This is a genomic window from uncultured Microbacterium sp. (genome assembly GCF_947489255.1).
Classification (GTDB): domain Bacteria; phylum Actinomycetota; class Actinomycetes; order Actinomycetales; family Microbacteriaceae; genus Microbacterium; species Microbacterium phycohabitans.
In genome coordinates, this window is the sequence record NZ_CANLCY010000007.1 from 14661 (window position 1) to 29167 (window position 14507).

The following is a 14507-nucleotide window of genomic DNA, read 5'->3' on the forward strand; positions in this document are numbered from 1 at the left end:
AGCGCCACCGCCGACTGCGAGAGCGCACACCAAGGCAGCGACTGCGCTGACGACGAGGATGATGAGCGCAATCACGCGGTACACGTTCCACCGGCGCGGTTGCAGAGACGGAAGCCGCGTGGAGCCAGGTGCCCCCACCCTTACCGTCGAGTGGGCGTGCCCGAGCTTAGCGCCGGAAGTAGGCATCAGTTCAGCCCCGAATAGGCATGCAGACCCTTGAAGAACATGTTCACGGCGGTGAAGTTGAACAGCACCGCAGCGAACCCCACGATAGACAGCCACGCAGAACGGTTACCGCGCCATCCACGGGTGGCACGAGCGTGGATGTACCCGGCGTACAGCACCCAGATGATGAAAGTCCACACCTCTTTGGTATCAAAACCCCAGAAGCGTCCCCAGGAGTCGTTTGCCCAAATCGCGCCGGCAATCAGGGTGAAGGTCCAGAAGATGAAGCCAATGATGGCGAACCGGTAAGCCAGGGCTTCCAGATCTTCAGAGGTGGGCAGGGTTCGAAGCAGGCCCCGCCGCGTGTTGACGGAGGGGCGACTCTCACGCCGGTGTTGCAGAAGTTGCGTCACGGACAGGCCGCACGCGATGGCGAACAGCGCAGTCGCAAGGGAGGCCACGAAGACGTGGATGACAAGCCACACGCTACGCAGCGGGTCCATCAGAGGGGTGACCTCGACGTAGAACCCCAAGGTCGCACCACCCAGAAGAAGGACGACCATCCCAAGCAAGAAGGAGCCGAGGAAACGCAGGTCGTACCGCCGAAGGGCGAAAAGGAACACGCCGACGATGAGAAGAGTGCCGGTGAGTGCGAATTCGTACATGTTCGCCCACGGCACACGAGCTGCGGCGATGCCTCGGAGGACATCCCCGCTCAGCTGCAGCGCGAATCCCAAAATGGTGAGGGCGGTTCCGATACGTGCCCATACGAGACGTTCGCGCTCACGTGGCGGCACTTGCAATTGCACCGCGGCCGCCGGGGGCGCCACCGGTGGAGCCACGTCCCCGACCGTCACGAGTTCCGCAGCGGGCGCCTCGACGCGAGACACGCGCACGGCAAGGTCGATGGCATACGCCGCAAAGGCGAGCGCGTAAACGCCGATGGCCGTCCACACCATCAGCAGGGACAGCCCATCAAGGGTGAGGGCGGATGATTCGGTCACGGGTGGAATCCTTAGATTGTCCAGCACTCTTTGACGGTGCCGGTGGTTGCCAGGGCGAGAGTCGGAACGCGCTCGGTGAAGGATCGAGTGGTCTCGGGGAAGGGGGCGTACTCGACGACCCGCCACCCCACGACGCCGAAATCCTCGTCCAGGGCTTGGATGGCGCACGCGAACCGTGCGCCGGAGGGAGGGGTGGCTTGAAAGGACACCGTCACAGCCCGCTCATCGACGACGAGGTAGCCGGTCTCGGCGATGGAGATGTCGTCCAAGCTATTTTGAAGTGTGATCCAGACCAGGTAGGCAATGGCAGCCACCGCGAACACAGCAACACTGATCCAGAAAGCTCGGCGACGCCAGGGAAGCGAAGTGCGGCCGTATCGATCGTCGAGTTTCTTTTGCAGTGCCGTTCGCTGCGGTGCGGCGCGGCGCCTGCCGCCGCGCTTTGTAATGGCGCGTTTAGTCACTGAGCATTCGCTTCCAACCACGCCAGGGAATCCACGGTGACGTCGTTGACGGACACCTCGAAATGCAAGTGGTTTGCGGTGGAGCGGCCTGTGCTTCCGACGAGTCCGAGGAGTTGGCCCGCCTGCACTTCCTGGCCGCTGCCGACCTGCCGGGTGTTGTACTGCATGTGCGGGTAGACGGCCCGGATACGTTGGCCGTTGACGACGGACTCAACGGTGACAGCGACGCCGTAGGCGCCATAGCTCTCGCTCGAGACATCGACTGTCCCGGCCACGGACGCGTAGATTGGCGTGCCGCCCGCGGTCACCATGTCGGTGCCCATGTGCGCCCCGCCTCTTGCTCCGAATTGGTCCGTGACTCTGAACGTCGAGGTCAATGGCCAGCGCACAACCCCGCTACCGGCGGCGAGGACGGGGACTGCGCGTTCAGCAGCGAAGGTGGTAGCGGGCCGAGCTGCGCGTGCTGCGGCGGCCGCGGCCGCCGCAGCCTCTCGCGCCTTTTTCTGATGAATTTCTTCCTGAGACGTCGCTGCGTAGCTCTGCCTGTCCAGGGGCGAAGCGGGGAGCGCGGAGGACACGGTGAATTGTTGTGAGTCGTCCGCAGCGGCTTGCTGCAAGGTCGGCTCGGAGTCCGTGACAGGTGAGGCCGCGTACGCCGGCAGCGCCAGAGGACACATGAGCGCCAGCGCCAACGCACTCGCAACAAGCGGGCGGGCGCGCATTGCGCGCGCGGCCTCAGGACCGTGGGAGCTCCGCGCCTCACGCATCCTGAACTCATCAGCGTGGCGCCGTTCCCTGCGCGTTAGAGGGCGTGACTGGTGTGTCGACCAAATCTCACTGCTCATTGACGGTGTTCCTTCACTGCCCCACCTGCTGCTGTCGTCGACGCCGTCCGGACGAGAAAAGCACAAGCGCCGCCGCGCCCAGAATGACGACAGCGACGCCAGTCACTAACAGCGGAAGACCGATTCCGCTCCGTGGCTCTTCGACCTCCGCCACGGCGTCTGCTGTCGCGCTTTGTTCTGGTGTCGACGAGATGGCCGGGCTCTGCTCAGATGAGGAGGGGGCACCCGTGGTTGCAGAGGGGTCCGGTTCGGCGGACGCCGTGGGCGTTACGGGAGCGTCAACCGTGAACGCGTACTCACCGCTGATGGGGTGACCGTCGCTGGAGACCACGCGCCATCGCACCGTGACTACGGCTGGAGACGTGACTGGCTTCACTGCCTGGGTCACCGTCGTGTCAGCGACGACCGGAGGCGTCAGTGCAACGTTCGCTCCTGAGGAGTCAATCACTTCGACCGCGATGGCGCTGGAGGCGTCGAAGACCTCCCCGCTGTATGTCATTGACACCTCAGCGGGCGTCGCTGAGACGACTGAGTCCGCTGCTGGGGAGGACTGGACCAAAGCGTCGTGAGCACGAGCCGGCGGCGAACCGGGTAGAACGAACATCAGGGATAGTGCCGTCACGGCAATGCCGGCGGCTGCGAACCAGCGAGGCGAACGGGGGGCGAAAAGTGTGTGCATGGCGTCTTTCAGTGGGACTGCGGCGCCCGGGGATTGGGCGCCCACGGCAGTCGTCGAGCGTCGGATCAGAAACGCTCCGAGTGCACCTGTACGGCCGCGCCCGAAGGGGTGGGAAGTTGCGTTCGACTACAACTTCGTTGGCGTCAGATCAGCCGAGAAGGTGTGATTTTCGGAGCCCCGGTACGGGTCAGGTCCGTGAGAGAGACAGTTCGGTCAAGCTCAGCGTCGTGGTGTGTGAGCGGACGGTACGTAAAACGTGAGGCTGATCGCGTCGAGGTGAGCGGATGACATTGAGATTCGACCGCATGAGACGGAAGCGATGCTCCAGCAGCATTCCCGCCACACACACGCCTACCAGGCATAGCGCTACGGCCGCCGCTGGGAGAGCCTGCGTCAGGCTGTTGACAACGTCACCGGCGGGCTCATCGAGGACTGTTCGACTACCTTGATCGCTCTCCCACGTGTGGGTCGCGGACGCCGCATCGGAGGTCGTGGAAGCATCAGAGTGGCTGCTTGACCATACAGCGAGCAGACACATCAAGATTAGGACGAGGCTGGCGATGATCCTCATTCTCACGACGGAGGCGGTACTGGCCCCAAGTGGGGCGCGTCCCGTGCTTACCGGCATCGCAGCGATGGTACCAATCCGAACTGGCCGTCACAGCCAAGCCGGGGCAGCCTGGCATCGGAGGCCAAGCGTGCGCTGCTCGCGCGGGGTGCGCGATGCGGTCTGCCGTTTGTCCAGCTCATCACCGTTTCCGCGCACGAACGTGGATGCGCAGACGAACGCACAACAGCACACCGGCCGATGCAACGACCATTGCAATTTCGATGGTGGGGCTGAGCCAGCTCGCCGGCGTGATCCCCGCCCGTAGCGGCACCTCGCTCACTCGGCCAGCGGCCGTGTCCACCCCGATGGTCTCTTCGGTCGACCCATCGGGGTTGATCACTTGGCTTGTTCCCACGGTGGAGACGTTGACCACTGCGCGCCCGGTTTCGATGGCTCGCATTCGCGCGATGGCGAGCTGCTGCACGTTCTCGTCTGTTCCGCGGAAGTCGGCGTTGTTTGTCTGGAAGATGTAGACCTGCGCGCCTTGCCGTGCTGCATCGAAGATCACGTCGTCGTAGATGACGTCGAAACAGATCGCCAGCCCGACGCGGGTGCCTCCTATATCCATCACTGGCGCCGATCTGCCTGGGGTGTACTCCCTCTGGATCAGACTGACAAGGTCAGGTGCGAGACGTTCAAACAGCCACCGGTCGGGCACGTATTCGCCGAACGGGACGGGGTTGAGTTTGTCGTAGCTCTGCTCGCTACCGTCCGTCGTCCACAGCATGGTTGAGTTGAACGTTTGCTCGCCTCTCGTGGTTGCGGCGTTCATTAGGAGCGGGGCACCGTACGCGGCGGAGATTTCACTCAGCACTCGACGTGTGGGTTCTGAAGACGCCGGGTCGATGTCCACGGAGCCCTCTGGCCAGGCGAGCACGTCCATCTGCTGGCCCCGAATCGTTTTCGATGTTGATGCTTGGGCTCGGAGCATGTCGCCTTCGTTGCGGTCGTCGAAATAGCCTGCCGGCCCGTTGCCTTGGACCCACCCGACGGTGAACGTTCCGATACTCCGGGTGGCGTACTGGGGTGTGACCGCCATGAGCAGGACTCCCACGAGCGCCGGCACGCCGGCACGCAGAGTGCGACGCCCCGGTCTGAGGGCCTGCACGAGGGCGGCGCACACGCCCACGACGAGGAAGGTCACACCCGTCGTTCCCACCCAGGACGCCACTTCAGGAAATGGTCCCGACACTTGCGTCATTCCTACCCGTGCCCAGGGGAAGCCCGAGTACGGCCACATTCCGACAAGTACTTCCCGCGCGGCCCACAGGGCTGCTACCAGCGCGGGGATACCCAGCAGGTCTAAGGCCCCGCCGAGCCTACGTACCTTCACCCAACGGTAGGTGAGGGTGATGGTTATGCTGCTGACACCGATCAGGACTGTCTGCAGGGCGCTGAGGGCCAACCAGGGCACTGGTCCGAGGAATTGCGCCACCCATACGAGGTGGGCAAGGTTGAACACGGCCCCGAAGACGCAACCCACGACGAAGGAAGCGAGCGTGCCTCTTCCGAGGAGAGCCGCGAGCAGGATCGTCACGCTCACGAAAGCAAGCGGCCACCATCCGAGGTCCGGTGTGGCCGCATCCATCAGCAACCCCGCCGCTGCCGCCAAGGGCAACGCCGCCGTCACGGGCAAGGAATCCGTGCCGCTGGTCCACATAGAGGGCATGCGCAGCGCGCCGGTTGCCCCTCGAAGTGCTGTCATGCGGACCCGCCTTTCTCTAGACGGCGCAGGTACTCGTTGTACTCGTCGAGCTCTGGATCCCCGTGCGCGTCCGCCCATCTGCTTGCGGCGGCGTCACGAACGGAGTCGTGCCGGAACCACCGGTGCATCACGATCAGGATCATGATGAGTGTGGGCGCCTCGCCATAGGACCATGCAAGACCGCCGGCTACGCGTTGGTCCTCGATGGGGTCGATCCCTAGGGCAATGGTCGATTCAGCGAATGTTCCTACTACCAGACTGGTCGCCATCATGAGGAACACCCCGAAGAAGGCGTGCAACGCTGCCTCAGCGAAAAGGTCGAGTGCCCGTCCTCCGTGGCTCATGCGGACCGGTAGTGGATCTGTGGAGAGCACCGGGATGGTGAACAGGATCCCGCTGATCAGGAACGCCGATTCTAAGGCGGTGTGACCGCCGGGGAGGGCTAGGACGGGATCGAGCAGATCTGCGATGTACAGGCCGTAGAAGGCCGCGAGGTAGGCGGGTAATGCGACCCAGGGGCTTAGGGCCCATCTTGACCCTCGCCACCGCAACGCGCCGTGCGCCACTTTGAGGACACTTTTTCCGACGCCGCGGTGCGGGGTGGCACGCAGCAGAAGGGTTCCCGGGGAACCGAGCACGAGCAGCGGTGGGATGGCCATCATCAATGTCAGCTGCTGAAACATGAACACCGAAAGCAGGGCTTTGCCGTAGTCCTCTACAGCGAGGCCGGTGACGGCGGCGAGGGCTGCGCAGCCGGAGACGAAGCTCACCGTGCGCAACACCGACCACCGTCGATGCTGCCGCCACAGACGCAGCGCCCCGAGGAGGTAGATGGTGGCCATCACCGTTGCGGCGCCCGGCAAAAGGGTAAAGGGGTGCGCTGCGGGCAGCAGGTAGTCGCCAAGGTCGAGGGGGGCGTTCATAGCTGTGGACCTATCGTGGCTGCGCGGCCGTATTCGCCCGCTCACACACTTCTGTGTGAGCCTCCGCTAGGTGCTGGACCGCGCGGGCAAGCCCCGGGTCGTCTCCTCGGGCGAGGGCGGCGTACTCCACGTGGATCGTCGAGTCGGTTGTGGTCGCCGAGTGGTGGACTTTCACCCAGATTCGGCGGCGAGGTATGAGAAGTCCGGTGAACAGCCCGACGCAGGCCAGCACAGAGAACGCGAGGACCCAGCCGCTGCTGGGGTCGCGTTGGATCTGCAGGGACGCGAACCGTTTCACCGGAGCACCGTCGGCTTCCTCCCAGGTGATGGTGCCCCACCCGTTGGGCAGCGCACCGGTGGTACCGGGCCTGAGTTCAATGGATTCCTGTCCGGTGTTGCCGCCGGTGAGCTGGGTGAGTTGGTCAACTTCCAGGGCGTAGACGGAACGGGGGGTTCCATCGTCGATGCCCAGGTCGCCTGCGAATGCGTTGAGGGTGATGACGGGGTTGATTACGTCGGGGTAGATCGAGGTGGCGGCACCTGAGGGCAAGGTGTCCTGTGTGGGGTAGAAAAAGCCGATCAGCCCGAGCTGCTGCGGCAAGCCATCCGGAACTTTCACGACGCCTAGTGAGGTCATGTTGGAGTCTTGCGGGAGGAAGGGTAGTGAGTCGCTATAAACGATCTGACCTTCCGCGTCACGGATGGTGAGGGTAGGCGCGTAACCGTTTCCGAGGAGATGGATGCGGTCGGTCCCTACAGTGATGGGGTAGTTGACGACCACCCGCTCGGTTCGGTCGTCTGCTCCGGGGGATCTGATCGTGACGTTGGCGGCGAAGTCGCCCGCTTGCCCACCGCCAGGGGAGCCTGCTGGCTGGTAGGTGACGTCGAAACGGTCCAGCGTGAGGGAGTACGGCGTCAGGTTGGATCCGTCCGCGAAACGGCCGGGGTCGAAGGAGGAGAAGTCGCTGAGGGTGTTGACGAAGGTTGTCCCCTCCACCACGACGCGCTGGCCGGTGTAGGCGAACGCCTTGCCGACGACGACGGAGACGAGCACGCCGACCAGGGCGATGTGAAAGAGCAGGTTGCCGGTCTCGCGGAGGTACCCGCGTTCGGCCGAAACGGAGGTCCACCCCTTCCCGTCGTAGCGGCGGACGCGATAGCGACGCCGGGCGAGTTCTGTTTCGGCAAGATCCAAAGCTGCCGCGGGGGTGAGATGCTCGCCGGGGATGGCTCGCTCGAGGTGTTCGGGGAGTCGAGCGAACCGGATGGGTGTGCGCGGCGGTTGTCCTTTGAGAGCGCGGTAGTGGTGTTTCGCCCGCGGGATGACGCACCCGATGAGGGATACGAACAGCAGCAGATAAATGGACGAGAACCAGGGCGAGTAGTAAACGTCGAACAATCCGACGGCGTCGAGGAACGGGAACCACTCGGGGTTGTTGCGCTCCCATTGGATGACGCCGTTGGGGTCGGCGCCTCGTTGAGGAAACAGTGAGCCGGGTACTGCGGCCAGGGCGAGGGAGAGCAGGAGGATGAGCGCGGTGCGCATGCTGGTGAGCTGGCGCCATGTCCAGCGGAGCCACCCTTTGCCATCCAGCTTTACCTGTGGGCCGTCTTGATCGTTCGGGGCCCCGTCAGGATGGTCCGCCGGCCGCCGCGGGTCTGAATCGACGTGGCGGGTATCAGAGCGGGAGGGGGACATTGATTACCACCTGTTGCAGAAGTGACATGAGCGAGGTCCACACGCCCGTCACCATGAGCAGCCCGAGCAGGATGAGCACGGCGCCTCCGATGAGGTTGAGTGTGCGGATGTGAGTGCGGAGGACTGTGACGGACCGCGCAGCCCACCCCCATCCGAGCGCCAGTACGAGGAAGGGCACTCCGAGGCCGAGTGAGTAAGACAGACCGAGGAGCCCGGCTCGGGCGGGGTCACCAAGGTTCCACGACACGGACAGGATTGCTGCGAGTGTGGGGCCAATGCACGGTGTCCAGCCGACACCAAGTGAGAACCCGAGAAGCGGAGCGCCGACGAGCCCGGCTCGACGACGGAGGGTCGGACGCATGCCACGCTGTCCAAGCCGGATTGCGCCTGTGAAGACCAGCCCCAGGACGATGTTCACAATGCCGAAGACGCGGGTAAGGAGATCGGCGTAGCGCGAGAGCGCCACCCCGAAGAATCCCCCCAAGACGGTCACGGCGACGAAGACCACAGTAAATCCGGCGATGAAGAGCAGGACGCCTGCTACGAGCCGCGGGCGTGTGGTGACCGTCGTCGCACCGTCTCCTCCGGTTGTGGAGGTGGGAGGGGCGGCCACACCGCCGAGGTACCCGAGGTAGCCGGGCACCAGCGGTAGGACACAGGGCGATAGGAAGGAGATGAGACCGGCGACCAGGGCGAGGGGGATGGCAAGCCAGAGTGCGCCGTCGACGACGAGCGCCCCGGCGCTCATGGTCTCTCCGCCAGCGTGTCCGCGACGATGGTGGACAGGATGGACGCGCTGGGAAGTTGGCCGATGATGCGGGCGGCGAGGCGACCCTGGCGGTCCATTACGAGCGTTGTGGGTGTGGCCTGGATCGGGGTGAGTTGCGCGAAGGCGAGTTTCACCTGACCGTCATTGACGTCGATGACGCTGGGATAGGTGACGTTGTTCTCGCGCGCGAAAGAGAGTGCTGTCTCAGCTTGGTCGTAGGTGTTCACTCCGAGGAAGTCGACTTCCTCGTTCTGGAAGCGCAGAAAGACCTCCTCGAGCATGGGAGCCTCGACGATGCACGGTCCGCAGGCGGCGTACCAGAAGTTCACCACGAGCACCTCACCTCGGTAGTCGTCGCTGGTGACGGTTTCACCGGTTTCGATGACGCCTTCGAACTGAACGGGTTCGCCTCTGTCCGACGGGGCAATCTCGGCCACTTGGAAATTCCCATCGGAGAACGATGCGCCCGCGCCGGCGTCCGTTGTTTGGGTCGTGGCGGTGCAACCGCTCATCACGCCGACGATGATGAGCGCCGTGCCGAGGGCGAGGAGTTTGCGATTCATGCCCGCTCCCTCTTGATGATGGCTCCCGCGACAAGGAAGACGACTGCGGCTGCGGGTTGCGCCGCGGTCCAGACAACACCTTCAGCGGGGATGGGGAGCACCGGGTTCCATGCCACCGCGATCACAGCAAACACCGGCACCCACCACAGCTGCCGCTCCTGGTAGGCGAACGAGGCGACGATGAGCGCCAAGATTGCCACGATGAAGCGCACAAGCGTGAACCAGCCGCTGTCCAGCAGCGCTGGCGCCACGAACAGGGCGGCTGCGGCGATCAGACCGGGGGCGAGGGCGTTTCGTTGATACCGAGATGGCGTCTTGGTCTTTTTCATTGCTTGTCCTCCGGGGGAACCCCGAACGTGGGTGGTGTGGCAGGCGCGACCTTGGTGCCACTGTGGGCGCGTTGGCGGAGCATCAGCATCACTGCAACCGCTATCGCTCCAGCGGCGAGGAAGACGTCTGCCAAGTTGCCGATGAACAGACGCCCGTATGCAAGGAAGTCGGTGACGTGGCCGATTGCGAATCCTGGCGGCGACATGAAACGGTCGATGAGGTTGCCGACAGCTCCACCGAGGAATAGCCCCACACCACCCGCCCATCCCACCGTTCGCGCGCGGGCCGCCAGGACGAAAAGCCCGGCAACGGCTGCCACGCCTATCAAGGTGAGAACCCAGGTCATGCCCGAGCCCGTTCCCAGCACCGCGCCGGGGTTGAAGGCGAGTTGCAGACCGAATGCGTCCCCAATAATGGGCACCCGTCTCCCGTCGGCAAGCGCAGTCAGGGCGATGGCTTTACTGAACTGGTCTATCAACACCGCGGCCGCTGCCACCATGCAGGCGACGGCGAACGGCCGCGTCTTCTCAGCGGTCACCTTCTTGGCCCTTCCGGAGGTGGCGGGTTCGCCGCGCTGTGACCAGAAGCGTGACCAGCGCTCCGCCGAGAATCATCGCCACCGCGGAGACTCCCAGCACGGGAGCGACCTCGCCACCGCCGGTGGGCACTCCTCGACCGTCCGCGCGTGGGGTGGCCGTGGAATGAGGATGGGTCTGGTGCCCAGGTGATGGAGTCTCGGAGCTCGTTACGGTGGTTCCTGAACGTTCGACGCTCAGAGGCGCAGTGGTGAAGCTGACATCCATGGCCGAGCTCAGCGCCGGGGCCACGACAGCAAAGGTCGGCGCGGCGGGTCCTGCAACGATGAGGGCGGCGCTAAGAGCGACAGTGGCGCACAGCGTCACCGTGACCTGCGTTGCGCGATGGCGAGGTCTGGATACGAGGAAGAATCTCATTGGTCTTTTCAAGGTCGGGCGTAGATGAATCGGGCAATACGAGCCGCGTCCGTCCATACCCCGGGAAGGGTGTTAGCTCTGGCCTGGCTGTGCACGGGGATTCCGGCAACGAACAGACCGGGTAGCGTCGTCGCGGTGGGGATGCGTCGCTGAAGCTGCGGCTGCGTGGGCAACCACTCGTCGCCCGCTTCGTACCCGGTGGCGAACACGACTGACTGGTAGGCCTGCCGGTAGCCATCCGCGAAGGCGAACTTGGCCCCGTCCACCCCAATCGTCTCGGCTCGAATGGAGACGCCTTTATCTCGGAGTGCGTCGTAGAGGGGTTCTGGGGCGATCTTCACGCGCCGCCACGGTGAGACGCGCGGCTGGGTGGGGAATTGCCGCGGATGCGCTTCAGCCCGTCGGGTGCGGACCGCCAGAGTGACGTCGTGCGACTTCGCGAGGTCGGAAGCAACTTCCGTCCCGGCGATACCACCGCCGACAATAAGTACCCGGCCTCGCGGAATCTGCTCGGGTGTTCTGTAGGCGTTGGTGTGCATCTGTACTCCTTCGACTTCGGCGTCCGCGGCCCATTTCGGAAATCGGGGACGTGCTGCGGCGCCGGTAGCGCACACGACGTTGCGGGTCTGCACTTCGCCAACCGTGGTGCTCAAGAGCAGGGTTGGGCCGTTGCCGTGGCGAGTCACGGCGAGGGCCTGGACACCCCAGACGGGGTTTACCCCGAGCTCCGCTTCGAATCTGTGTAGATAGCCTTCGATGTCTCCCGGGGTGGGGTACCGATACGGGTCACCCTCCAGTGGTCTGCGGGGGAAGCTGGAGTGCTCAGCATTGCTGAGCAACCGCATAGAAGGCCAGCGCGCACTCCACGTGCGTTGTCCCCGCGCGGAACTGTCGATGACCACGAAGTCACGCTGCGGTTCCATGCCGCGAGCGATCAGTGCCGCTGCAGTTGCCAATCCAGCCTGCCCTGCGCCCACGATGATGACTCGTCGGTGTGACAGGCCCGCCACTAGGGGGTGCCGTCCAAGCGGGTGGTGATGGCACTTTCAAGGTCGTTCCATCGTTCAATGACAAGAGGTTCGCCGTCGACGAAGAACGTAGGGGTTCGGTCCACGCCGAGGGCGCGTCCGTCGTCGAGGTCGGATCGAACGCGCTCGAGAGTGGCAGGGTCGGCGACAGCTTCGTCGTAGGCCGTCATATCCAAGCCCAACTCGGTCGCGTACGAGCGGAACAGCTCCGCTTGGCTTTGCTGAGACTCCCCCCACTGTGCTTGCGTCTCAAAGAGACGGTTGTACATGTCTTCGAAGCGTCCCTGGGCTGCCGCGGCCTCCGCAGCGACCGCTGAGTTTTCGGAGTTGATGTGGCCGGGAAGGGGGAAGTAGCGAACGACGTAGTTGATCTGTCCCTCATACTTCACACGAAGCTCTTCGACGACGGGGTAGTAGGCGCCGCAGGCTTCGCACTCGAAGTCCAAGAACTCCACGATGGTGATGGCGCCGTCGCCGGCGTCGTCGAGGACGTGGGAGTCGTCTCTAACAACCGCTATCGACCCTCCTCCCCGTTCCTCGGCGGCAACGCGGGTGTTGTTCTGATCGACTAGGACATAGATGACAGCCCCCGCGACGACCGCGACGGCGACGGCGGCGGTAATGACCGTCGCCTTCCAGTTGATTTTCATGGGTACTCCAACACTTGACGGCACAAGAAAAGCCCGGGTTGCCCGGGATGAGTGTCGCCGCGGGGGCGACGTGCCGATGTCAGGTTCTAGAGATACCCAGTTGCGCGATTGTGAGGGCGTGGCCCTCAGGCCTGCCGGACACCGGGTGGATCAAAGACGGCGGGAGGGCGCGCCAGACGAGTGTGATCCCAGCCGGTCCGCGGCGCACCAGGAGATGAACAACGAGGTACAGCACGAATCCGCAGACGACGCCGAGAACGCACAGCGCCATTCCGGGCGATACGTCGTACACGCTCGCCTCGACGATAGAGGTAGCGACGGGTGCGGCCGGGTCGTGCGGCGCAGTGTCAGATGCCGTCGCGACCACACCGCTTACCGGGGCGTTGTCGCCATGGTTGAGGGCCACGACTCCGAGCAGCAGGAGGGCCCCGAGGGCGATGATGGTAATGAGTCGCGTTATCGCTCCGTGCTCTTTCGCCAGCGCTGAGCGCCGGGCGTGAGCGTCGGTATACATCAGCAGCCAGTGTACGGAGAGGTTCTGGGCGAATGGCTGGGAACGGCCGACGGTGTGCCGATATGCGATCGGGCTGCGAACACGCCCGTTCGAGCGGTTCGGCGCCCGCGATTAAGCGTGACGGACATCCCCGGGTTCCGAATCTTGCAGGTCGGCTGTCTCAATCTGGAAGGTGGAGTGCAGCACGGACACCTCGAAGTGTTGAGCCACACATGCTCTGACGTCCTTAAGGACAGCGGCTGCGTGTCCGTCCGTGAAGCATTCGTCTTCAACCACGACATGCGCGCTGATTGTCGGCAGGCCGGTGGCGACTGTCGAGGCGTGTAGGTCATGGACGTCTATGACGTGGTCGAGTTGGAGAATGTGAGATCTCACATCGTCCAAGTCCAAACCGTCGGGGGTGAACTCCATCAACACCGACGACGTCTCGCGTAGCAACTTGAACGCACGCGGCACGATGAGAGCGGCGATGAAAAGACCGGCGATGGCGTCCGCTTGAAAGAAACCCGTCGTCCAGATGACGACAGCCGCGACGATAACCCCCAGTGATCCCAGCGCGTCATTCAGCACTTCCAGATACGCTGCCCGCATGTTGAAGTTAGCTCCGCGACTGGAAGACAGCACGAAGATGGCGATGACGTTCGCGACTAACCCAACGACTCCAAAACCCAGCAGTTCCGCAGCTGGCACCTCCGGGGGCTCGAAGAGCCGGCGTACCCCCTCGATGGCTGTGTAACCCCCTACCGCCATCAACAGAGCCGCTTGCCCGAAGGCAGCGATAACTTCGATGCGACGGAACCCCCACGTGCGTCGCGCACTAGCCGGCCGCAGCACCAGCGTCGCGGCGATGAGTGCAACGAGAAGTCCGGATGCGTCAGTGAGTGCGTGGGCCGTGTCCGTGAGGAGGGCAAGACTGCCGGTAAAGAAGGATCCAACCGCTTGAGTCACGGCGATTGCCGCGGTGATTGCAAACGCAATCCAGAGACGCGCCCGATGGTCGGTCGGATGCCCGGCCGCGCCGGTAGACGGTGCGTGCGTGTGACCGGCGCCCATCAGGCCGCGTCCGTTCCAAGGGCGAAGTCTTCACCAGGCTGATGAAGGTGAGCGCATAGCGTGACACGCGTGCCGGTGTCTCTCAGCAGGAGTTCGGCGGCGTTAATGAGAGCCGCAGTCGCCACAGGTTGCGCAAGATCGAACCAGGAAGCCCGACCCTCCGAGCGAACAGTGACTAGTCGGCAGTCCCGCAGGAAGCTGAGGTGCTTACTTACGGTTGATTGCGCCAATCCGAGGTGCTGGACGAGATCCCGGACGCGATGCTCGCCGGACGCCAGATGCTGGAGAACCGCCAATCGCGTGGGGTCCCCAAGCGCGTCGAATAGGTGCGCGTACACAGCGGTCGCGTCAGGATCGAGTAGACCACCCTCTTTATTCATCGCCACATAGCGATGATATCGTCAAATGCCGTGTCCGTCACGTCTGCATCCAACTGGGAACCATGCTCATTCTCGCCGGATCAGTGGGCCACCCGAATGCTCGCCCACAGAGCAAGCGCGACGATTGCGGTGAGGGTGGTGAAGGACAAGGCGCGGGGCCGGAGACCGGCGCG

At 64.0% G+C, this 14507-nt stretch carries 16 protein-coding genes; all 16 read right to left on the reverse strand.

The genetic code is table 11. The features are described 5' to 3' along the window. Positions 1-185 precede the first annotated feature (185 nt). The 16 genes from ccsB to Q0818_RS16190 all read right to left on the reverse strand — a co-directional run bounded on the left by ccsB (position 186) and on the right by Q0818_RS16190 (position 14334). Complete coding sequence (gene ccsB, locus Q0818_RS16115; protein ID WP_256334329.1) at positions 186-1169, reverse strand: c-type cytochrome biogenesis protein CcsB; 984 nt, start codon at positions 1167-1169, stop codon at positions 186-188. An 11-nt stretch (positions 1170-1180) separates the two neighbouring features. Continuing rightward, positions 1181-1633: a DUF4307 domain-containing protein gene (locus tag Q0818_RS16120; RefSeq protein WP_256334328.1), complete on the reverse strand. Its 453-nt coding sequence runs from the start codon at positions 1631-1633 to the stop codon at positions 1181-1183. After that, positions 1630-1956: a M23 family metallopeptidase gene (locus tag Q0818_RS16125; protein WP_239278227.1), complete on the reverse strand. Its 327-nt coding sequence runs from the start codon at positions 1954-1956 to the stop codon at positions 1630-1632. The genes Q0818_RS16120 and Q0818_RS16125 overlap by 4 nt, the downstream gene beginning before the upstream one ends. A gap of 535 nt (positions 1957-2491) precedes the next feature. Then, positions 2492-3157 carry a copper resistance CopC family protein gene (locus tag Q0818_RS16130; protein ID WP_366943187.1) on the reverse strand — a complete coding sequence of 222 codons (666 nt, stop codon included), beginning with the start codon at positions 3155-3157 and terminating at the stop codon, positions 2492-2494. 749 nt (positions 3158-3906) lie between these two features. Continuing rightward, entirely contained in the window at positions 3907-5472 is a 1566-nt protein-coding gene (lnt, locus tag Q0818_RS16135; RefSeq protein ID WP_239278247.1) for an apolipoprotein N-acyltransferase, read from the reverse strand. Then, positions 5469-6395: a cytochrome c oxidase assembly protein gene (locus tag Q0818_RS16140; RefSeq protein WP_076677849.1), complete on the reverse strand. Its 927-nt coding sequence runs from the start codon at positions 6393-6395 to the stop codon at positions 5469-5471. The genes lnt and Q0818_RS16140 overlap by 4 nt, the downstream gene beginning before the upstream one ends. Before the next feature lie 10 nt (positions 6396-6405). Next, entirely contained in the window at positions 6406-8094 is a 1689-nt protein-coding gene (locus Q0818_RS16145) for a cytochrome c biogenesis protein ResB (RefSeq protein ID WP_076677852.1), read from the reverse strand. After that, entirely contained in the window at positions 8075-8842 is a 768-nt protein-coding gene (locus Q0818_RS16150; RefSeq protein ID WP_076677854.1) for a cytochrome c biogenesis CcdA family protein, read from the reverse strand. Before Q0818_RS16150 ends, Q0818_RS16145 begins: the two co-directional genes overlap by 20 nt. Continuing rightward, positions 8839-9426 (reverse strand): TlpA disulfide reductase family protein, encoded by a 588-nt coding sequence (locus Q0818_RS16155; RefSeq protein WP_076677856.1) that lies wholly within the window; start codon positions 9424-9426, stop codon positions 8839-8841. Before Q0818_RS16155 ends, Q0818_RS16150 begins: the two co-directional genes overlap by 4 nt. Further along, the gene (locus Q0818_RS16160; RefSeq protein WP_076677858.1) at positions 9423-9755 is read right to left on the reverse strand and encodes a DUF6804 family protein; all 333 of its coding nucleotides are present in this window, start codon (positions 9753-9755) and stop codon (positions 9423-9425) included. Before Q0818_RS16160 ends, Q0818_RS16155 begins: the two co-directional genes overlap by 4 nt. After that, positions 9752-10294: a signal peptidase II gene (locus Q0818_RS16165; RefSeq protein ID WP_083709109.1), complete on the reverse strand. Its 543-nt coding sequence runs from the start codon at positions 10292-10294 to the stop codon at positions 9752-9754. Before Q0818_RS16165 ends, Q0818_RS16160 begins: the two co-directional genes overlap by 4 nt. 423 nt (positions 10295-10717) lie before the next feature. Next, complete coding sequence (locus tag Q0818_RS16170) at positions 10718-11719, reverse strand: NAD(P)-binding domain-containing protein (protein WP_076677860.1); 1002 nt, start codon at positions 11717-11719, stop codon at positions 10718-10720. After that, entirely contained in the window at positions 11719-12387 is a 669-nt protein-coding gene (locus tag Q0818_RS16175) for a thioredoxin domain-containing protein (protein ID WP_076677862.1), read from the reverse strand. Before Q0818_RS16175 ends, Q0818_RS16170 begins: the two co-directional genes overlap by 1 nt. Before the next feature lie 79 nt (positions 12388-12466). Beyond that, the gene (locus tag Q0818_RS16180; RefSeq protein WP_076677865.1) at positions 12467-12901 is read right to left on the reverse strand and encodes a hypothetical protein; all 435 of its coding nucleotides are present in this window, start codon (positions 12899-12901) and stop codon (positions 12467-12469) included. A 111-nt stretch (positions 12902-13012) separates the two neighbouring features. After that, positions 13013-13954 (reverse strand): cation diffusion facilitator family transporter, encoded by a 942-nt coding sequence (locus Q0818_RS16185; protein WP_076677867.1) that lies wholly within the window; start codon positions 13952-13954, stop codon positions 13013-13015. Next, the gene (locus tag Q0818_RS16190; RefSeq protein ID WP_083709113.1) at positions 13954-14334 is read right to left on the reverse strand and encodes a metalloregulator ArsR/SmtB family transcription factor; all 381 of its coding nucleotides are present in this window, start codon (positions 14332-14334) and stop codon (positions 13954-13956) included. The genes Q0818_RS16185 and Q0818_RS16190 overlap by 1 nt, the downstream gene beginning before the upstream one ends. Positions 14335-14507: the final 173 nt, after the last annotated feature.